The organism is Rhodospirillales bacterium, from assembly GCA_018666775.1.
Classification (GTDB): domain Bacteria; phylum Pseudomonadota; class Alphaproteobacteria; order SMXQ01; family SMXQ01; genus JABIXC01.
In genome coordinates this window covers 151,534-168,443 of the sequence record JABIXC010000010.1, presented here as the reverse complement: position 1 = coordinate 168,443, position 16,910 = coordinate 151,534, and the positions used below count along the sequence as shown (strand labels likewise).

Here is a 16,910-nt window from a genome sequence, read left to right as displayed (position 1 = left end):
ATGGCGTGGTTAAGCCTCGCCGACCGGATCGACCATGGCACAAGTAATCGCCTCTGCTGGTTCTTTTCCGCCCCACAACACAAACTGGAACGCAGGATAAAACCGATCTGATTCACACAGCGCCACACTGACCAGTTCTTCAATTTGTTCTGGTGTTGGCCCGGAAGTGCCGCGCAACAAAATGGCATAACGGAACATTGGCAAGCCGTCTTCGGACCACAGGTCAAAATGGCCAAGCCAAAGCTTTTCATTAATCAAGGCCAGCAGGCCACTGACCGCATCGCGTTTCTTGGGCTCCACCCGAAGATCAAGGGCCAGAGAAAAATGCAATGCCTGCGCTTCGCCATGCCAGGCAAAAAACAAACGATAATCACACCAGCGACCGGCAATTTCGATTGCCAGTTCATCCATGGCAACACGATCACAGCTCCACTGGTTCGCAATCACCAGATTTTCGACCAAATCTATTGGATGTCCGTCATCAAAATCTGTTTCAAAGGCAAGATCACTCATGGCCTGAAACCCCCTTTTTTAACGACATGTTGTATGACCCCCATCTCCAACCCACTATGGAGTGTAGGTTGCCAAAAACACCCCATCGACGCAAGTGGCGATTGATGCGACACCGAAATAAGTTGTGGAAAAGTTTTCAGATCACGAAGGGGGAAAGCCTGCCAAAGATAATTTGGGGCTTATTTTTTGGCCGCTTTTTTCTTTTTTACCGGCACTTCTTTTTTGGCTGCCTTTTTCTTTTTCTGCGCGGGGGCCTTCTCTAAGGCCGCAATGCGCTTTTCCAGAGCTTCATTTTCTGTCCGCGCGCGAACAACCATCGCCTTGGCAACGTCGAATTCTTCGCGGGAAACAAAGTCTGCCGATGCAAGAATGGCGGCAAAGCGCATGCGCAACAATTCTTCGGCCTCTTTACGCAAGCCACCAGCCACCCCCAACGCGCCAGAGGCGACCCGGGCAAGATCATCAAGGATCGGATTACGTGTTTGCATGGCTTTTTCCTAAGGCTGAAAGTTGCACCCTATTATGGACAGGCGCCGGGTTTGCCGCAACGGTGTTGCGACAAGCGCCGCAGAAACCTATCGTGTCACACACGTTCCATAAATTCATGAAGGCGCATCATGTTTCCCGTGTTTCCCGCTTTTCCGGCCTTGGCCCTACCGTTTCCCACCATTGATCCGGTTATCGTTTCTTTCGGCCCCTTCGCCATCCGTTGGTACGCGCTGGCCTACGTGGCCGGATTGTTGATCGGCTGGTGGATGTTGATCCGCATCGCAGAAAAGCCACCAGCCCCCGACCAACCCGCCGTCATAAACCGGCTGGGCGTCGATGATTTCCTGCTTTGGGCAACCCTTGGGATCATTCTGGGCGGCCGGATGGGCTACGTCTTGTTCTATCAGGGCAGTTATTATCTGGATGACCCTTTGCGCATTCTCGCCGTCTGGCAGGGCGGCATGTCTTTTCACGGCGGCCTGATCGGGGTTGTCCTTTCCGGGATGTGGTTTTGTCGCCGACGCACCATTCCAGCGCTTGCCCTTGGTGATCTTTTGGCGCTTGTCGCCCCGATCGGCATTTTCTTCGGGCGCATTGCCAATTTCATCAATGGTGAACTGTTTGGCCGCGTCACAGACGTTCCCTGGGCCGTGGTGTTCCCCCGTGGTGGCGCGTTGTCGCGCCATCCCAGCCAGCTTTACGAAGCCGGTCTGGAAGGCATTCTTTTATTCGCCATACTATGGGGGCTGCATTTCTTTTGCGCCGCCCGGGCCAGACGCGGCTTTCTGACTGGTGCGTTTTTGCTGGGCTATGGCATTTTCCGCATTGGTTCTGAATTCTTTCGTGAGCCCGACGCCCATCTGGGCTTTATTGCGGGGGGCACGACCATGGGGCAATGGCTGTCCCTGCCCGTTGCCATGATTGGCGCATGGCTGATCTTCAAAGCGTTTAATCCCGGAGGCCAGAAAGCACGGTGAGCACCCTTTCGCGTTTGATCGCCAGCGAAATTAAAGACCACGGCCCGATCCCTGTCAGCCGTTTTATGGATTTGGCCCTGGCCCATCCGGAACACGGGTATTACCGGACCCGTGACCCCTTGGGCCAAACAGGTGATTTCATCACCGCGCCGGAAATCAGCCAGATGTTTGGGGAAATCATTGGCCTGTGGGCGGCCGTCGTCTGGCAATCGCTGGGCTGTCCTGATCCCTTTATCCTTGCCGAATTTGGCCCCGGCCGGGGCACCATGATGGCCGATGCACTCAGGGCTGCAAAATTGCAACCGGGCTTTGTTGAGGCTGCACACATTCATCTGGTGGAAACCAGCCCAACCTTGCGCGCCCACCAGAAGGAAACCTTGGCTGGCCATCACCCGATTTGGCACGACACCATCGAAGACCTGCCCCAAGGCCCCAGCATCATCATCGCCAATGAATTTTTTGACGCCCTTCCTATTCAGCAATTTTTATTGGGGGAACACGGCTGGACGGAACGCTTGATTGCAGGGGGTGACCCGTTTCATTTTGTTGCCTCAAAACCCATCCCGGATGCCATCCGACTGGCAGAAAATCTGCCCGAAACATCCCCCCCCAACACCATCAAGGAAACCTGCCCTGCGGCATTGGCGATTGCCGAATCCATCGCGCGGCGTCTGGTTGAACATTCCGGGGCCTGTTTGATCATTGATTATGGGTACGCCGATGATGCGGTTGGAGAAACCTGGCAGGCCATCCAACATCACGAATTTGTCGATCCATTGATCGACCCAGGTGATTCGGATTTGACGGCCCATGTAAATTTCAAAGCCCTCTGCCAGGCCGGTCGCGCAGGCGGGGCGTCGTGTTTTGGTCCCGTAACCCAGGGTGCCTTTTTAATGGACCTTGGCATTGGCCAACGCGCCCAACGCCTGAACAAAAATGCCACGCCCGAACAGATTGAAGTGATTGACGCGTCTTTGCGGCGTTTGATTGCGCCATCGGAAATGGGCAACCTGTTTAAGGTGATGGCGCTGGCCAGCCCCGATTTGGAAACCCTACCCGGTCTTTCACAGAACAGCGAGGCACAGAACATAGAGGCACAAAACACAGTGGCCCCGTCATGACCGCGCCCTTGGATGTGATCAAAGACGATGGCCTTTTGGCAATTGATGCCATCACCCACGGATTTTTTACCCGCAACGGCGGGCGCAGTCAGGGGATTTATCAATCCCTCAACACCGGGTTTGGATCCGATGATGACCCCGATGCGGTATCCCAAAACCGCACCCTGTGCCTGAAGTCGCTTGATCTTGACGCGGACGCGTTGGTCACGGTGCATCAGGTGCATTCTGCCAAAGCCGTGATCATCGATGGCCCACATGATCCCCATAATTCTGCGGATCACAAAGCAGACGCAATGGTGACAAACCAGTCCGGCGCTGCCCTTGGTATCCTGACCGCCGATTGCGTGCCCATTTTGATGGCATCTCAGGATGGAACGGTCATTGGCGCCGCCCATGCCGGGTGGCGCGGCGCACTGTCGGGGATCATTGAGGCAACGCTCGATGCCATGGAAAGCATCGGTGCCAATGGCAAAACCATTACCGCAGCCATTGGCCCCGCAATCGGCCAGCAATCCTATGAGGTCGGCCCCGAATTCCCCGCACCGTTTCTTGCCGAAGACCCAGCCGCCATCACCTTCTTCAAAGATGCGCCCAGAACCGGGCATTACCTATTTGACCTTGGGGGGTATACAAGCGCGCGTCTTTTGCGTCGCGGCATCACCGTATGCCATAGCCGGTTTGATACCTGTGCGCTGGAAGATCAGTTTTTCAGCTATCGGCGATCCACCCTGAATGGCGAGGCGGGCTATGGCCGCAACCTTTCCGTCATCGCACGCAGGGCCTAAGGAACCGACCATGCCACATCTTATTATCTTCACGATGTTTCTGGTGCTAACCCTGATGGTGAGCTGTGTTTTGTTATAAAAATACCGCCATCAAGAAGGGCCTTCTGGCAATCGGAATACTTTTCGCGCTTGTTGCCTGCACGCCTGCTGGCAAGCTTTATTCCGGGGGGCATTCCCAACACAATCTGCTGCTCAGGCCACAAGATCAGGGCTCTGTTCTGGTCGCCCCAATCATTGGCGTCCCCGCCAGCAAAGCACTGACCGAAGCCATTGCCTTGGCCCTGATCGAAGCGGAAATTCCAGCCCATACCAGCCTGATAAGCAATTCTGCCCACAAAACCGGCTATACCCTGATCGGAATTGCACAAACAACACGATCCGGGCAAATCCATTGGCGGCTGATGGATGCCAGAGGATTAATGGTCGGCGAATACCAGCAAAAAATACGCAAAATCGACCAAAACAACCCCCCCAAGAAATTTATAGCCAAGATCGCAACCGGCGTCGCCAAGGCCATGGCCCCCTTCTTTCCCGGCCATTCCAAACCCTTGTCCCCCCCCGTCATTACCATCCTGGGCATTGAAGGCGCACCGGGAGACGGGGCCATCAGCCTTCGCCGAAGCATGGGGTTTGCCCTTTCAAAACTGGGATTCAAAATTACGTCTGATCTTGCCACCGACGGGGCGGCCATGGTTTTGGTTGGGGATGTCCAAATGGAAAAAATATCTCCCGAATTTGAGCGCGCCAGAATTGCATGGTCGGTTCTGGCCCCCGATGGCCGGGTTCTCGGCACCATTCGACAGGCGTCTCAGGTTCGCGCAGGATCGCTGGATCAGAACTGGGGACCGGTTGCAGCACTTGCCACAAAGGCCGGGGCCGAAGGCGTGACACAATTAATCAAGCGCAGTCTTAAAATAACGCCCACACAAATCAACCAGAACCAGAAAAAAATCACACCATAGAGGCGTTGCCAGAATGCCCCCCTGCTGGTAAGTTCAGCCCGCTTGTTCAGGTCCTGTCAAAAAACTGTCTGTCTGACCCAATCATGAAAATTATGTGCTGCAATTCCAACCGTCCTCTTGCCGAAGCCATTGCGAAAAACCTTGGAACCCAACTGACCAAGGCCGATGTCCGACGCTTTTCCGATATGGAAATTTACGTCGAAATTCTGGAAAATGTGCGCGGCCAGGATGTTTTTGTCGTCCAGTCCACGTCTTTCCCGGCCAACGATAATCTGATGGAATTGCTGATCACCCTGGATGCCCTGCGCAGGGGTTCCGCTAAACGCGTCACGGCTGTCATTCCCTATTTCGGCTATGCCCGCCAGGATCGCAAGACCGCGCCTCGCGCCCCTATTTCTGCAAAGCTGGTCGCCAACCTGATTACCGCAGCCGGTGCCGACCGGGTCCTGACCATGGACCTTCATGCCGGGCAGATACAGGGTTTCTTCGATATTCCCGTGGACAATCTTTATGCCCAGCCGGTGTTTTCGAAAAACATCAAAGACGTGTTCAACGGCGATGACCTATGCGTTGTTTCCCCCGATGTGGGCGGTGTGTTACGGGCCCGGGGCATGGCCAGCCGCCTTGATGCCGATCTTGCCATTATCGACAAGCGCCGTGAACGCGCGGGCGTATCAGAAGTGATGAATATCATTGGCGAAGTAAAAGGCCGTGATTGCATTTTGATCGACGATATTGTCGATTCTGCTGGCACGCTCTGCAATGCATCCGTGGCCCTGACCAACGCGGGCGCCAAAAGCGTCTCGGCCTATGTCACCCACGGGGTGTTGTCTGGTGATGCCGTGGCGCGGGCAACCGCATCCCCCATGAGCCGTTTGGTGGTGACAGATTCGATTCAAGCGACCGATGCGGTCAACCAATCTGATACCGTACAACAGCTTTCCATTGCCCCCCTCATGGCCGAAGCCATCCGGCGCATTGAGGATGACAGCTCTATTTCCAACCTGTTTGACTGATTTCTGTAAATTTTTGGGAATTTCTGTAAATTTCTGTAAAAAACCCGCAATTTAGGGTTAAAACCTGCAATCAGCACTACCAAAACCTATTTTTTTGCCGTATACGAGCCGCTCAAACACGCTGGCACCCTGGAGGCTGGCGTACAATCAAAGGAGAATTACACTATGGCTGACGTCATTTCGCTTTCGGCGCGTGCCAAGGACCGAGCAGGTAAGGGAGCAGCTCGGGCCGTTCGTCGCACTGGATTTATTCCCGCTGTCATTTATGGCGGCAAAGAGGCCCCGGTCTCGATCGCTTTGGAACCCAAGATTTTGAACAAGGAATTAACCCGTGCCGGGTTTTTCAATACCTTGATCGATCTTGATGTGGATGACACAAAACACCGGGTTCTTGCCCGTGATGTCCAATCCCACCCTGTCACCGATGCCCCCATGCATGTTGATTTTCTCAGAGTTACGGCAGCCACCACTTTGACGGTGGCCATCCCGATGCTCTTTGAAAATGAAGAAGAATCCCCGGGGCTCAAACAGGGCGGCGTGTTGAATATTGTGCGCCATGATATTGAACTGAACTGTCGGGCGGATGCCATTCCCCAATCGCTGATCATTGATTTGACCGGTCGCGAAGTTGGCGACAGTATTCATATCAGTCATGTCGATCTGCCGGACGGTGCAACACCGGCCATTACCGACCGTGATTTCACCATTGCCACCATCGCCGCGCCGACTGTTGTGGTTGAAGAAGAGATCACCGCTGAAGAAGGCGAAGAAGGCGAAGAAGGCGAAGAAGGTGTCGAAGGTGCAGAAGGTACCGAAGGTGCAGAAGCCGCAGAAGGCGGCGACGACAAGGGAGAGGGCGGCAAAGCTTAGAGCCACCCACCCTTTGACCAAGGCAAACCCATGCGATTGCTTGTGGGGCTGGGTAATCCCGGCACTAAATATGCCCATAACAGGCACAATATTGGCTTTATGGCGGTGGATGAAATTGTCCGCCGCCATGGCTTTGGTGCTTGGCGCGGTCGTTTCCAGAGCCAATGCGCCGAAGGCATCATGGACGGCAATAAAATTCTGGCCATCAAACCCGAAACCTACATGAACGAATCCGGTCTGGCCGTGGGCGCTGCATTGCGCTTTTTCAAGCTTGAAGCGGAAGATGTCATCGTCATTCATGACGAAATTGATCTGGCGCCGGGCAAAGTGCGGATCAAACAAGGTGGCGGCCATGCCGGGCACAATGGGCTGCGCGATATTGATGCCCATATTGGCAAGAACTATCACCGGGTACGCATGGGTGTTGGCCATCCCGGATTAAAAGAACGGGTCACCGGCCATGTTCTGGATGATTTTTCAAAAGCAGATATGGTCTGGCTGAGCCCCCTTCTGGATGCGGTCGCAGAATCCTTTCCAAAGTTGGCTGCAAATGATGAAAAGGGCTTCACCAACACCCTTGGCCAAATTATTGGTCCGCAAGCCCCCCCCCAAAAAACCAAAGACGACAGGGAAACATAATGGGATTTAACTGTGGCATCGTCGGACTGCCCAATGTTGGCAAGTCCACCCTGTTTAATGCCCTGACGGCAACCGCATCGGCCGAGGCGGCGAATTACCCGTTTTGCACCATAGAGCCCAATACCGGGCGCGTTTCTGTGCCTGATGAACGTCTGGATACATTGGCAAAGCTTGCCAAATCGGTCAAAACCATCCCGGCCCAGCTTGAATTTGTTGATATTGCGGGCTTGGTCGCCGGGGCCAGCAAGGGTGAAGGCCTGGGCAACCAGTTTCTGGGGCATATCCGCGAAGTCGATGCCATTGTCCATGTGCTGCGCTGTTTCGAAGACGACGACATTACCCATGTTTCTGGTCGGGTTGATCCCGTGGCCGATGCCGATGTGGTGGAAACCGAGCTGATGCTGGCCGATCTTGAAAGTTTGGAAAAACGCATTGATGGGCTGGTTAAAAAAGCAAAGGGTAATGATAAGGAAGCCATGGCCACCCTGCCGGTTGCTGAAAAAGTTGCCGCAGCGCTTCGCGATGGCGTGCCGGCGCGCGCACTTGAATTAAGCGCAGATGAAAAACCAATTTTTGCTGGTCTGCAATTATTGACCGGAAAACCCGTGTTATATGCCTGCAACACCGATGAAGCATCGGCTGCCAAGGGCAATGCCTATACCGAAGCCGTTGCTGCCAAGGCTGCAAAAGAAGGCGCTGGCACGGTGATCATTTCAGCCGCCATCGAAGCCGATGTATCGCAACTGACCGACGATGATGAGCGCGATGCCTTTCTGGAAGAAATGGGACTGACCGAGCCCGGATTGAACCGATTGATCCGCGAGGGCTATCGCCTTTTGGGGCTGATCACGTATTTTACAGCAGGCCCCAAAGAAGCCCGGGCATGGACCATTCCTGTGGGCACCAACGCGCCCCAGGCAGCAGGGTGCATCCACACCGATTTCGAACGCGGGTTTATCGCCGCTGAAACCATGTCTTACGCCGATTATGTCGCAGAAGGCGGTGAACAAGGGGCCAAAGCGGCGGGCAAAATGCGCACCGAAGGCAAAACCTATGTGGTTCTCGATGGCGACATCATCGAGTTTCGCTTTAACGTTTAAAAATATATAGAATTTGAAATAAGGGATATTTGCGTCCAACCCGCCCAACCACTACAATCGCGCCTGATTTTACGGGCAACAAATCCAAATCATTAATTCAAAACAGGGAGAAATCAAAATGGGACAAATGGTAAAATTAACGTCTAGCGATGGCTTTGAACTCGGTGCCTATCGGGCCGATCCAGCAGGCGCGCCCAAGGGTGGCGTGGTCATCATCCAGGAAATTTTTGGCGTCAACAAACACATCAAGGAAGTCTGCGATGGCTACGCCGCAGATGGCTACATTGCCATTGCACCCGCCTTGTTTGACCGCGTCGAAAAGGACCTTGAACTGGGCTACGTTCCTGAAGATCAAGAAAAGGGCAAAGCCACCCGTGGCCAGCTGAACTGGGATGATTCATTAGCCGATTCCCAAGCCGCCGCAGAAGCCATCCGTGGCGATGCTGGCAAGGTTGGCATCATTGGTTATTGCTTCGGCGGTTCTGTTGCATGGATTGCAGCAACACGCGGCAATTTTGATTGCGCCGTTTCTTATTACGGCGGCAATGCAGCAGAGTTTGCCGAAGAAGTTCCAAAGTGCCCTGTCATTTGCCACATTGGCACCGAAGACAAGGGTGTGAATGCCGAAAAGGTTGCGACCATCAAAGCCGCACGCCCCGAAGTGCCTGTGCACATGTATGAAGGTGCGGGCCACGGCTTTAACTGTGACCATCGTGGTTCATTCGACGAGGCTGCCTCTAAAACAGCCCGCGAACGCAGCCTAGCACTTTTGGCCGAAAACATCGGCTAACCAGCGTTTATCGCTTCTTTTGCGGCCAGCAGCCTTAACCGGTTGCTGGCCGCAATTGTTTGAAATTGATTTCTAAGGTTTGGGCTATAAAACACGCCCGGCAACGGCATCCAGATGCGCCATAAGCGCCGGGTCACGAACTTCCGGTGCGGTGACCAAGGCCATATCCAGCGCCCTGTGACAGCCCTCTGGACAAACATCGGGGCTATCCGACAAATCCGGTGCCAAATGGCCGACCATGGACCGGGCCTTGTCCGCATTGGCCAACAGGGTCTTGATAATGGCGTCCACGGTGACGTCATCATGGTCTGGGTGCCAACAATCATAATCAGTGACCATAGCCACGGTCGCGTAACACATCTCTGCTTCGCGGGCCAATTTGGCTTCGGGCATATTGGTCATGCCGATCACCGATGCCCCCCATGAACGATACAGCTCAGATTCAGCCAGGGTCGAAAATTGTGGGCCTTCCATGGCAAGGTAAGCCCCGCCGCGATGGACCTGAATGCCTTCAGCCCGCGCGGCCGCCTCGATGGCATCGCCCATGCGCGCGCAAACCGGTTTGGCCATAGACACATGGGCCACCAGGCCGGTCCCGAAAAAGCTTTTTTCCCGGGCGAACGTCCGATCAATAAATTGATCAACGACGACAAATGCCCCCGGCGCCAATGCTTCCTTTAACGATCCAACGGCACTGACCGAAAGAATTTCGGTCACGCCCGAACGTTTAAGCGCATCAATGTTGGCGCGAAAATTAATGTCACTGGGCGGGATGCGATGGCCACGGCCATGGCGAGGACAGAACACAACTTTTTTGCCGGCAATATCGCCAAACAAAAATTCGTCTGATGGGTCCCCGAACGGGCTTTCCACCCGTTCCCAACGGGTATTGTTCAGGCCATCAATCTCATAAAGACCAGACCCGCCAATGATGCCAAGAACGGTTTCTTTTGCATCTGCCATTCTGCGGCTCCCCCGTAAAAATCAGTCGGTAAAGATCGACTAGTGAAGGTCGGCCCAGATTTTGCGTTTGAGCGCATAGAGCAAGCCGGTCAGGACCAACAAGAACAACAACACCTTGATGCCAAGGCGTTTGCGTTCTTCCATTTCAGGTTCTGCCGCCCACGACATAAAGACCGTGACGTCTTTGGCCATCTGCTTGGTCGTTGCTTTCGTGCCATCGGTGTATTCCACCGCTTCTTCGCCCAAAGGTGGCACCATGGCAATCTGGCCGCCACCGAAGGCCGAATTATAGAACATGCCTTCGGCCAGCTTTACGCCCTTTGGCGGGGTTTCCTTGTACGACGTCATCAACGCATACAGATAATCGGGGCCATGAAGACGTGCCTTTGTGATCACCGAAAGATCCGGGGGAAATGCCCCGTTATTGGCCGCACGCGCGGCATTGGCATTGGGGAACGGCGCCTTGAAGCGATCATAAGGGCGGCCCTTGCGGGTATACATTTCGCCTTCATCATTGGGGCCATCAATGACCTCAGTGGTGGCGGCAATGGCCTTGATTTCTTTTTCGGAATACCCCAGCGCTGATAGATTGCGATACGACAGGTAATCCATGGAATGGCACGATGAACAGACTTCCTTGTAAACCTGAAACCCGCGTTGCAAGGCAGCGCGATCAAATTTTCCAAAGATGCCATCAAACGACCATTTCTGGGCGGTAGGCTTTGGCGCACCAGAAGCAAAGGCCCCACCGATTAAGGCAGCACTCAAAATAAGAGAAAGGGTGATGTGTTTAAGTTTTATCATGGCCTTATTCCCCCCCTTCATTTTTTAACACCGGGTCTGAAATACTTTCTGGCAAAGGTCGGGTCTTTTCGAACTTGGCCACCAATGGCATTAAAATCAGAAGATGCGCAAAATAATACGCCGTTGCCGCACGTCCTAAGAACAGGGTCATGCCTTCAGGTTTTTGTGCCCCAACCCAACCAAGCAGGATGCAGTCAGCCAGGAAAATCCAGAACAATTGCTTGTAAATAGGCCGGAACTGGGCCGAGCGCACCTTTGAGAAATCAAGCCAAGGCAGTGCAGCCGGCACCAAAAGGGCACCAAACATGGCAATCACACCGGCCAATTTTGCCTCCATAAACACGATGGACGTGCCGGGGATGGCAATATCAGGCACGGAACGCAAAATGGCGTAGAACGGCAACAAATACCATTCGGGCACAATTTCTGCGGGCGTCTGAAGGGGGTTGGCAGGGATATAGTTATCGGGTTCGCCAAAGAAGTTTGGCGCGAAAAACACAAACCCCATGAAGAAGATCAGAAACACCCCAAGACCAAACATATCCTTGATCGTGTAATAGGGATGGAATGGGATGGAATCTTTTTCTGATTTGCGATCAATCCCCAGCGGGTTATTGGACCCGTGGGTGTGCAGTGCCACCAGATGCAACACCACCACACCAACGATCACAAACGGCAATAGATAATGCAGCGAGAAGAACCGTTGCAGGGTTGGATTATCCACCGCAAAGCCGCCCCACAACCAGGTCACGATTGGATCGCCGACAAGGGGGATGGCTGAAAACAGATTGGTGATGACGGTTGCGCCCCAGAAGCTCATCTGGCCCCAAGGCAACACATAGCCCATGAAGGCCGTTGCCATCATCAAGATCAGGACAATCAGGCCCAACCACCACAACAATTCACGGGGGCCTTTATAGGAACCATAATAAAGACCACGGAACATATGGATATAGACCACCAGAAAGAACATTGATGCGCCGTTCATATGAACGTAGCGGATCAACCAGCCATAATTAACGTCGCGCATAATCCGTTCAACGGAACCAAACGCCATGTCCACATGGGCCGTGTAATTCATGGCAAGGAAAATGCCCGTGGCAATCATGATCACCAGAACAATCCCGGCCAGCGAGCCAAAATTCCACCAGTAATTCAGATTTTTTGGTGTCGGGTAATCATTGAGTTCATGTTCCATGAACGTAAAAATTGGCAGCCGTTCATCGATCCAGCGGACAATGGGCCCTTGAGAGGATGGGGGACGTGGGGAAGATGATGTCATGGCTCTTCTCTATCCTATACGCAGCATGGTGTCGGTGAGGAACGTGTAAGTAGGCACTGTCAAATTCTTTGGCGCAGGCCCTTTGCGAATACGACCCGATGCGTCGTAATGGGACCCGTGACAGGGACAGAACCAACCATCAAATTCGCCGCGCGGCTGGCCTGTTTTCTGGCCCAGTGGCACGCAACCCAAATGGGTGCAAACACCAACCAGAACCAGCCATTCGGCCTTTTTGACCCGGGCCTTGTCGACTTCGGGATCGCGCAGTTTGGCACCATCATCGGCGCGGGCGCGTTTGATTTGGGCCTGTGTGCGGTGATCAATAAAAACGGGTTTTCCCCGCCATTTAACGGTAATGCGCTGGCCCGTTTCTATGGGCTTCAAATCCACCTCAATGGAAGAAAGCGCCAAGGTATCAGCCGCTGGGTTCATACTATCAACCAACGGCCAAACGGCGGCGGCGGCACCGGCGGCACCAAGGGCCACGGTTGCCAGTGTCAGAAAATCGCGCCGGGTTTCCCCGTCATCGCCCTGATCACTGTCTTTTACAGATTCCGACATTTCAAACTTTCCTTTGCTGCCCCAGAACGTGGCTTCAGTTGCTGTCGGTGTAATATAAATTCCCCTGCAATTAAAGCCCTAATCTGGCCGTTTTCTGTAGAATCCCCGCAGAATCCCCGTAAAATCTCTTTAAAAACAGGTTTGAATTTTACCCCAAAGGACTCAACAACCCATGCGAATCGCCCTGTTCCAGCCAGACATCCCCCAAAATACGGGCGCAATCCTGCGCCTTGGGGCCTGTTTGAACCTGAACATCGACATTATCGGACCAGCAGGTTTTGTCATTGCCGATGCCCGATTAAAACGCGCTGGCCTTGATTATGCCGCCCGTGCCGCATTACGCGAACACGACAGCTGGGACGCATTTTTACAAACCCTCGGCCCCGATGCACGGTTGCTGCTGTTGACCACCAAGGGGAGCACCGATTTTCGGGATGTCGATTACAAACCAAACGATATTTTGCTGATGGGCCGAGAATCGGCCGGGGTTCCCGATTTCGTTCATGACCGGGCTGATTTACGGATCACTATCCCCTTGGCCGAAGGCAACCGTAGTCTTAATGTGGCCATGACAGCCGCCATGGTCACAAGCGAGGCCCTTCGACAAACCGATGGGTTTCCAAAAAATTCTTAAGGAGCAACAGAACTTGAGCACCGCGCCCGACACACAAAAAGAAACTGCCGTTGCCTGGTTCGAAAGTTTGCGCGACCGCATCTGTAGCGCCTTTGAAAATCTGGAAGACACGCTTTCAGGCCCAGCCCTTGAGCACGTTAAAGGCATTGAACCCGGTCGCTTTGAACGCAAGGCCTGGGAACGGGACGGGATTGATGGCACTGCGGCGGGCGGCGGCGTCATGTCCGTTATGCGCGGGCGGGTGTTTGAAAAAGTCGGCGTTAATGTTTCTACCGTCCACGGAAAATTTTCCGAAGAATTTGCAAAAAACATTCCCGGTGCCGATACCAACCCGGAATTCTGGGCAGCAGGCATATCCCTTGTTGCCCACCTGCACTCCCCATTGGCACCGGCTGTTCACATGAACACGCGCCACATTGTCACCGCCAAGGGATGGTTTGGCGGAGGCGCCGACCTGACACCGATGTTTATGGAATCCCCCGAAGCTCTGGAGGATGCCGCCGATTTTCACGCCGCCCTGAAAGGCGCCTGTGACACATTTGACCCAGAATACTATCCCCGCTTTAAAAAATGGTGCGATGAATATTTCTATCTGCCACACCGTGGAGAGACTCGGGGGCTCGGCGGCATTTTTTACGATTATCTGGATGCCGATTGGGACAAAGATTTCGCCTTTACCAAGGCTGTGGGCGAAGCCTTTTTAAACGGCTATCCCCCCTTGGTGGCCCGGCGCATGAATGCCCCCTGGACCGATGAGCAACGCCACCATCAGTTGATCAGACGCGGGCGTTATGTGGAATTCAACCTTCTTTATGACCGGGGAACCCAGTTCGGGCTGAAAACCGGCGGTAATACCGAAGCCATTCTGATGTCCATGCCCCCTGAAGCCATTTGGCCCTGATCCCCGCCATCTGAACCCACCCCTGCGCCACGGGGCAGCACGCCTGCGCTGGACATCCAAAATATAGTTAAAATTTCTCTTAATTTTTCGCCGGTTTCAGCCAGTTTTCTTCAAAATTTAACGTATCGTTAATAATTCACGGCTAAAACTCCCCCTATCGCTGTTGGTCCTTGGGGGGCGGCTTGTCGCCAGCAGTTGCATGGTTATTTGTACAGACATAAAATTAGGACAGGCGTCAATAGCGTGAAAAATCAATCCTCCTTAAAAGCCGGAAGCACCTTCCGGCTGACCCGGAATTTTGCAATCTTTGCGGGCAGCGTTATCTTCGTAATTGCCCTTGTGGTGTTCTACGCGCAGCACAGCTTGGCCAGAAACTGGATTCTGGATGCCACCATCATTGGCGTGGCGCTGATTTCTGTTTTTATCATTTTGCTGATCATGGTTTGGCGTGCAGAAAAACAGATCCAGACCCAGCATCTGGAAATTATCAAAACCACACAGGGCATCCTGCGCGCCGATGCGGCCAATCAGGAAAAAACACAATTTTTGGCAAATATCAGCCACGAACTTCGCACGCCGCTTAATGCTATTATCGGGTTTTCGGAAATCATCAAAAATGAAATCCGGGGGCCACTGGGCAATACGGCCTACAAAGAATACATCGTTGATATTCATCGTTCCGGCCAACACCTTCTCAATGTCATCAATGAAGTGCTGTCCATGGTCAAGGCGGAAAGCGGGGCCATGGTCATAGAGACCAAGCCGGTTGATCTGGTATCCCTGATTAACACCGTCATCCGCATGATGCGACAAGAAGCGGAAAAATCCGGCGTCGCCATTTCCATCGAAGCAGAAGCAAACCTTCAGAAAATCAGCACCGATGGCAGCAAGCTGAACCATGTTTTGATTAATTTGCTGTCCAATGCCATCAAATTCACCCCGGCCGGGGGGCGCGTGCGCATCACTGTGGTCCAGGACCCCAGCATTCTGGAAACCCGAATTCTGGTTTCAGATACAGGGATCGGCATGCGCATCGAAGACATCCCCCTTGCCATGTCTCCATTTGGCCAGATTGAAAATGTATTCACCAAGGTAAAAGAAGGCACCGGCCTTGGACTCAGCCTGTGCCAGAAATTTGTCACCCTGTTGGGGGGGAAATTGGAAATTGAATCCGTCCCTGACCAAGGCACTACCGTCACCGTGACCTTGCCCAACCATCTGGGCGAAGAAGGTCAAAAAGAAGATGATGGGTCAGAAAGCAATGATAGCGATGACATCATTAGTGTCGCCTAAGCGCTAGGGTTGCTAGCAATTTTGCGTAGTTTTTCAAGGCATGCAGCCCGGTCCGGGCGAAAATCTTCTTCAATCCACCATTCTTCTACCTGCTCCACCAATTGGCCCACCGCTGGGCCTCGATCAACCCCCAGCGCCAAAACGTCTGATCCCCGAACCGGGAATTCCGGACGCGGCCAATCGCGGCCATATGCCAGGACTGCGCGATAATCGGCATTCGGTTGTTCCGCCCAGGAAAGCAGCACCAGATCGCAGTAGAGCGGGTTTCCGAAACGGTAAATGCTCCGGCGCTGATCAACCTCTGTGATATCCTCTGTGATCATCCCCCCGTCCACACACAAGCCCGCCAACCGATCCCGATCATGGTTTGAATGGCGCAGGCGTTGTGAAATTTTCAAGGCGCCGGCCTTATCGGTTTCAATCAATGCCGCCAGACGCAGCACAGGATCAGGCCCATTTTCTTCTATCGCTGCCAACGCTTCCAAACGATCAAAATGCTGTGCTTCGGGCAAAATATGAACCAGCGCCCCCACATCATGCATCAACCGCAATACCGAAACGGGCGCGGGGTTTAAAAAAATCCGCGTCAATTCTGCCCATACCCGCTCCCCTGAAAGGGTGGGCAATAAATGCGCGCAATTTTTTATCGCTGCCAGCGCTGCCCCGTCGGGGCCAGCCTTGTCATAGATGCCATGGAACCTGAAAAACCGTAAAATCCGCAACACGTCTTCTTTGATGCGTGTTTCGGGATCGCCGACAAACCGCACCCGGCCATTGTCCAGATCATCCAACCCGCCAAAGGGATCATGAACAATCCCATCCATGGTCATAGACAGGGCGTTGATGGTGAAATCACGCCGGGCCGCATCCTCGACCCAGTCTTCGGTAAAGGCGACATCGGCGCGGCGGCCATCGGTGGCGACATCAAGGCGCAAGGTGGTGATTTCAAAATGCTCTTTGTCGACCACGGCCGTTACCGTGCCGTGGGCAATCCCTGTGGGGACCGCCTTCAGATTGGCGCGCTGCAATAGCGCCATGACACGATCTGGGGGTTCATGGGTGGCAATATCAATGTCATGGACCACTTGGCCCGTGATGGTGTCGCGCACGCAGCCCCCAACAAACCGGGCCTCCCCGCCATCGGCAGAGAGCGCGTCCATGACGGCACGGGTCGCAGGTGCGTTCATCCACGGCTGAACATCAATGGGTT

At 53.8% G+C, this 16,910-nt stretch carries 19 protein-coding genes; 12 read left to right on the top strand and 7 right to left on the bottom strand.

The features are described from left to right. Positions 1 to 9 precede the first annotated feature (9 nt). Complete coding sequence (locus HOJ08_05965; protein ID MBT5672979.1) at positions 10 to 513, bottom strand: hypothetical protein; 504 nt, start codon at positions 511 to 513, stop codon at positions 10 to 12. A 179-nt stretch (positions 514 to 692) separates the two neighbouring features. Further along, positions 693 to 1,001, bottom strand: coding sequence for an accessory factor UbiK family protein (locus HOJ08_05960; GenBank protein ID MBT5672978.1), 309 nt, complete (start codon positions 999 to 1,001; stop codon positions 693 to 695). A 129-nt stretch (positions 1,002 to 1,130) separates the two neighbouring features. On the opposite strand from HOJ08_05960, the gene HOJ08_05955 reads away from it, so the two are divergent. From HOJ08_05955 to HOJ08_05915, 9 genes are all read left to right on the top strand, one after another. Further along, on the top strand, positions 1,131 to 1,979 hold the full coding sequence (locus HOJ08_05955) for a prolipoprotein diacylglyceryl transferase (protein MBT5672977.1): 849 nt from the start codon (positions 1,131 to 1,133) through the stop codon (positions 1,977 to 1,979). Between the two features lie 65 nt (positions 1,980 to 2,044). Further along, positions 2,045 to 3,100, top strand: a complete 1,056-nt coding sequence (locus HOJ08_05950; protein MBT5672976.1) for a class I SAM-dependent methyltransferase — start codon at positions 2,045 to 2,047, stop codon at positions 3,098 to 3,100. Beyond that, entirely contained in the window at positions 3,097 to 3,885 is a 789-nt protein-coding gene (gene pgeF, locus HOJ08_05945; GenBank protein MBT5672975.1) for a peptidoglycan editing factor PgeF, read from the top strand. The genes HOJ08_05950 and pgeF overlap by 4 nt, the downstream gene beginning before the upstream one ends. A gap of 65 nt (positions 3,886 to 3,950) precedes the next feature. Then, positions 3,951 to 4,847 carry a hypothetical protein gene (locus HOJ08_05940; protein MBT5672974.1) on the top strand — a complete coding sequence of 299 codons (897 nt, stop codon included), beginning with the start codon at positions 3,951 to 3,953 and terminating at the stop codon, positions 4,845 to 4,847. Positions 4,848 to 4,930: 83 nt separating this feature from the next. Then, complete coding sequence (locus HOJ08_05935) at positions 4,931 to 5,863, top strand: ribose-phosphate pyrophosphokinase (protein MBT5672973.1); 933 nt, start codon at positions 4,931 to 4,933, stop codon at positions 5,861 to 5,863. 165 nt (positions 5,864 to 6,028) lie between these two features. Further along, on the top strand, positions 6,029 to 6,733 hold the full coding sequence (locus tag HOJ08_05930; protein ID MBT5672972.1) for a 50S ribosomal protein L25/general stress protein Ctc: 705 nt from the start codon (positions 6,029 to 6,031) through the stop codon (positions 6,731 to 6,733). A 30-nt stretch (positions 6,734 to 6,763) separates the two neighbouring features. Further along, entirely contained in the window at positions 6,764 to 7,372 is a 609-nt protein-coding gene (locus tag HOJ08_05925; GenBank protein ID MBT5672971.1) for an aminoacyl-tRNA hydrolase, read from the top strand. Continuing rightward, positions 7,372 to 8,472 carry a redox-regulated ATPase YchF gene (ychF, locus tag HOJ08_05920; protein ID MBT5672970.1) on the top strand — a complete coding sequence of 367 codons (1,101 nt, stop codon included), beginning with the start codon at positions 7,372 to 7,374 and terminating at the stop codon, positions 8,470 to 8,472. The genes HOJ08_05925 and ychF overlap by 1 nt, the downstream gene beginning before the upstream one ends. Positions 8,473 to 8,590: 118 nt before the next feature. Beyond that, positions 8,591 to 9,262, top strand: a complete 672-nt coding sequence (locus HOJ08_05915; protein ID MBT5672969.1) for a dienelactone hydrolase family protein — start codon at positions 8,591 to 8,593, stop codon at positions 9,260 to 9,262. Between the two features lie 84 nt (positions 9,263 to 9,346). On the opposite strand, the gene HOJ08_05910 is transcribed toward HOJ08_05915, so the two are convergent. The 4 genes from HOJ08_05910 to petA are packed head-to-tail and all read right to left on the bottom strand — an operon-like array spanning position 9,347 to position 12,872. After that, entirely contained in the window at positions 9,347 to 10,225 is an 879-nt protein-coding gene (locus HOJ08_05910; protein ID MBT5672968.1) for an S-methyl-5'-thioadenosine phosphorylase, read from the bottom strand. Positions 10,226 to 10,264: 39 nt separating this feature from the next. Continuing rightward, the gene (locus HOJ08_05905; protein MBT5672967.1) at positions 10,265 to 11,029 is read right to left on the bottom strand and encodes a cytochrome c1; all 765 of its coding nucleotides are present in this window, start codon (positions 11,027 to 11,029) and stop codon (positions 10,265 to 10,267) included. A 4-nt stretch (positions 11,030 to 11,033) separates the two neighbouring features. After that, positions 11,034 to 12,311 (bottom strand): cytochrome b, encoded by a 1,278-nt coding sequence (locus tag HOJ08_05900; GenBank protein MBT5672966.1) that lies wholly within the window; start codon positions 12,309 to 12,311, stop codon positions 11,034 to 11,036. 9 nt (positions 12,312 to 12,320) lie between these two features. Continuing rightward, a complete protein-coding gene (gene petA, locus HOJ08_05895; GenBank protein ID MBT5672965.1) occupies positions 12,321 to 12,872 on the bottom strand; it encodes a ubiquinol-cytochrome c reductase iron-sulfur subunit in 552 nt (183 codons plus the stop codon). 172 nt (positions 12,873 to 13,044) lie between these two features. On the opposite strand from petA, the gene HOJ08_05890 reads away from it, so the two are divergent. The 3 genes from HOJ08_05890 to HOJ08_05880 all read left to right on the top strand — a co-directional run bounded on the left by HOJ08_05890 (position 13,045) and on the right by HOJ08_05880 (position 15,700). After that, the gene (locus tag HOJ08_05890; protein ID MBT5672964.1) at positions 13,045 to 13,506 is read left to right on the top strand and encodes a tRNA (cytidine(34)-2'-O)-methyltransferase; all 462 of its coding nucleotides are present in this window, start codon (positions 13,045 to 13,047) and stop codon (positions 13,504 to 13,506) included. After that, on the top strand, positions 13,484 to 14,407 hold the full coding sequence (gene hemF, locus HOJ08_05885; protein MBT5672963.1) for an oxygen-dependent coproporphyrinogen oxidase: 924 nt from the start codon (positions 13,484 to 13,486) through the stop codon (positions 14,405 to 14,407). Before HOJ08_05890 ends, hemF begins: the two co-directional genes overlap by 23 nt. A gap of 243 nt (positions 14,408 to 14,650) precedes the next feature. After that, a complete protein-coding gene (locus tag HOJ08_05880; GenBank protein ID MBT5672962.1) occupies positions 14,651 to 15,700 on the top strand; it encodes a HAMP domain-containing histidine kinase in 1,050 nt (349 codons plus the stop codon). Here the strand turns inward: HOJ08_05880 and HOJ08_05875 are convergent. After that, complete coding sequence (locus HOJ08_05875; protein ID MBT5672961.1) at positions 15,697 to 16,887, bottom strand: CCA tRNA nucleotidyltransferase; 1,191 nt, start codon at positions 16,885 to 16,887, stop codon at positions 15,697 to 15,699. The two genes, HOJ08_05880 and HOJ08_05875, sit on opposite strands and share 4 nt — an antisense overlap. Between the last annotated feature and the right edge of the window lie 23 nt (positions 16,888 to 16,910).

Bases quoted from the DNA above. Each gene is read 5' to 3' on its own strand.
- ychF (MBT5672970.1), top strand. From the start codon at position 7,372: ATGGGATTTAACTGTGGCATCGTCGGACTGCCCAATGTTGGCAAGTCC.
- HOJ08_05925 (MBT5672971.1), top strand. From the start codon at position 6,764: ATGCGATTGCTTGTGGGGCTGGGTAATCCCGGCACTAAATATGCCCAT.
- HOJ08_05965 (MBT5672979.1), bottom strand. From the start codon at position 513: ATGAGTGATCTTGCCTTTGAAACAGATTTTGATGACGGACATCCAATA.
- HOJ08_05875 (MBT5672961.1), bottom strand. From the start codon at position 16,887: ATGAACGCACCTGCGACCCGTGCCGTCATGGACGCGCTCTCTGCCGAT.
- petA (MBT5672965.1), bottom strand. From the start codon at position 12,872: ATGTCGGAATCTGTAAAAGACAGTGATCAGGGCGATGACGGGGAAACC.
- HOJ08_05935 (MBT5672973.1), top strand. From the start codon at position 4,931: ATGAAAATTATGTGCTGCAATTCCAACCGTCCTCTTGCCGAAGCCATT.
- pgeF (MBT5672975.1), top strand. From the start codon at position 3,097: ATGACCGCGCCCTTGGATGTGATCAAAGACGATGGCCTTTTGGCAATT.
- HOJ08_05905 (MBT5672967.1), bottom strand. From the start codon at position 11,029: ATGATAAAACTTAAACACATCACCCTTTCTCTTATTTTGAGTGCTGCC.
- HOJ08_05890 (MBT5672964.1), top strand. From the start codon at position 13,045: ATGCGAATCGCCCTGTTCCAGCCAGACATCCCCCAAAATACGGGCGCA.
- HOJ08_05930 (MBT5672972.1), top strand. From the start codon at position 6,029: ATGGCTGACGTCATTTCGCTTTCGGCGCGTGCCAAGGACCGAGCAGGT.
- HOJ08_05950 (MBT5672976.1), top strand. From the start codon at position 2,045: ATGGATTTGGCCCTGGCCCATCCGGAACACGGGTATTACCGGACCCGT.
- hemF (MBT5672963.1), top strand. From the start codon at position 13,484: ATGGGTTTCCAAAAAATTCTTAAGGAGCAACAGAACTTGAGCACCGCG.
- HOJ08_05960 (MBT5672978.1), bottom strand. From the start codon at position 1,001: ATGCAAACACGTAATCCGATCCTTGATGATCTTGCCCGGGTCGCCTCT.
- HOJ08_05900 (MBT5672966.1), bottom strand. From the start codon at position 12,311: ATGACATCATCTTCCCCACGTCCCCCATCCTCTCAAGGGCCCATTGTC.
- HOJ08_05955 (MBT5672977.1), top strand. From the start codon at position 1,131: ATGTTTCCCGTGTTTCCCGCTTTTCCGGCCTTGGCCCTACCGTTTCCC.
- HOJ08_05915 (MBT5672969.1), top strand. From the start codon at position 8,591: ATGGGACAAATGGTAAAATTAACGTCTAGCGATGGCTTTGAACTCGGT.
- HOJ08_05910 (MBT5672968.1), bottom strand. From the start codon at position 10,225: ATGGCAGATGCAAAAGAAACCGTTCTTGGCATCATTGGCGGGTCTGGT.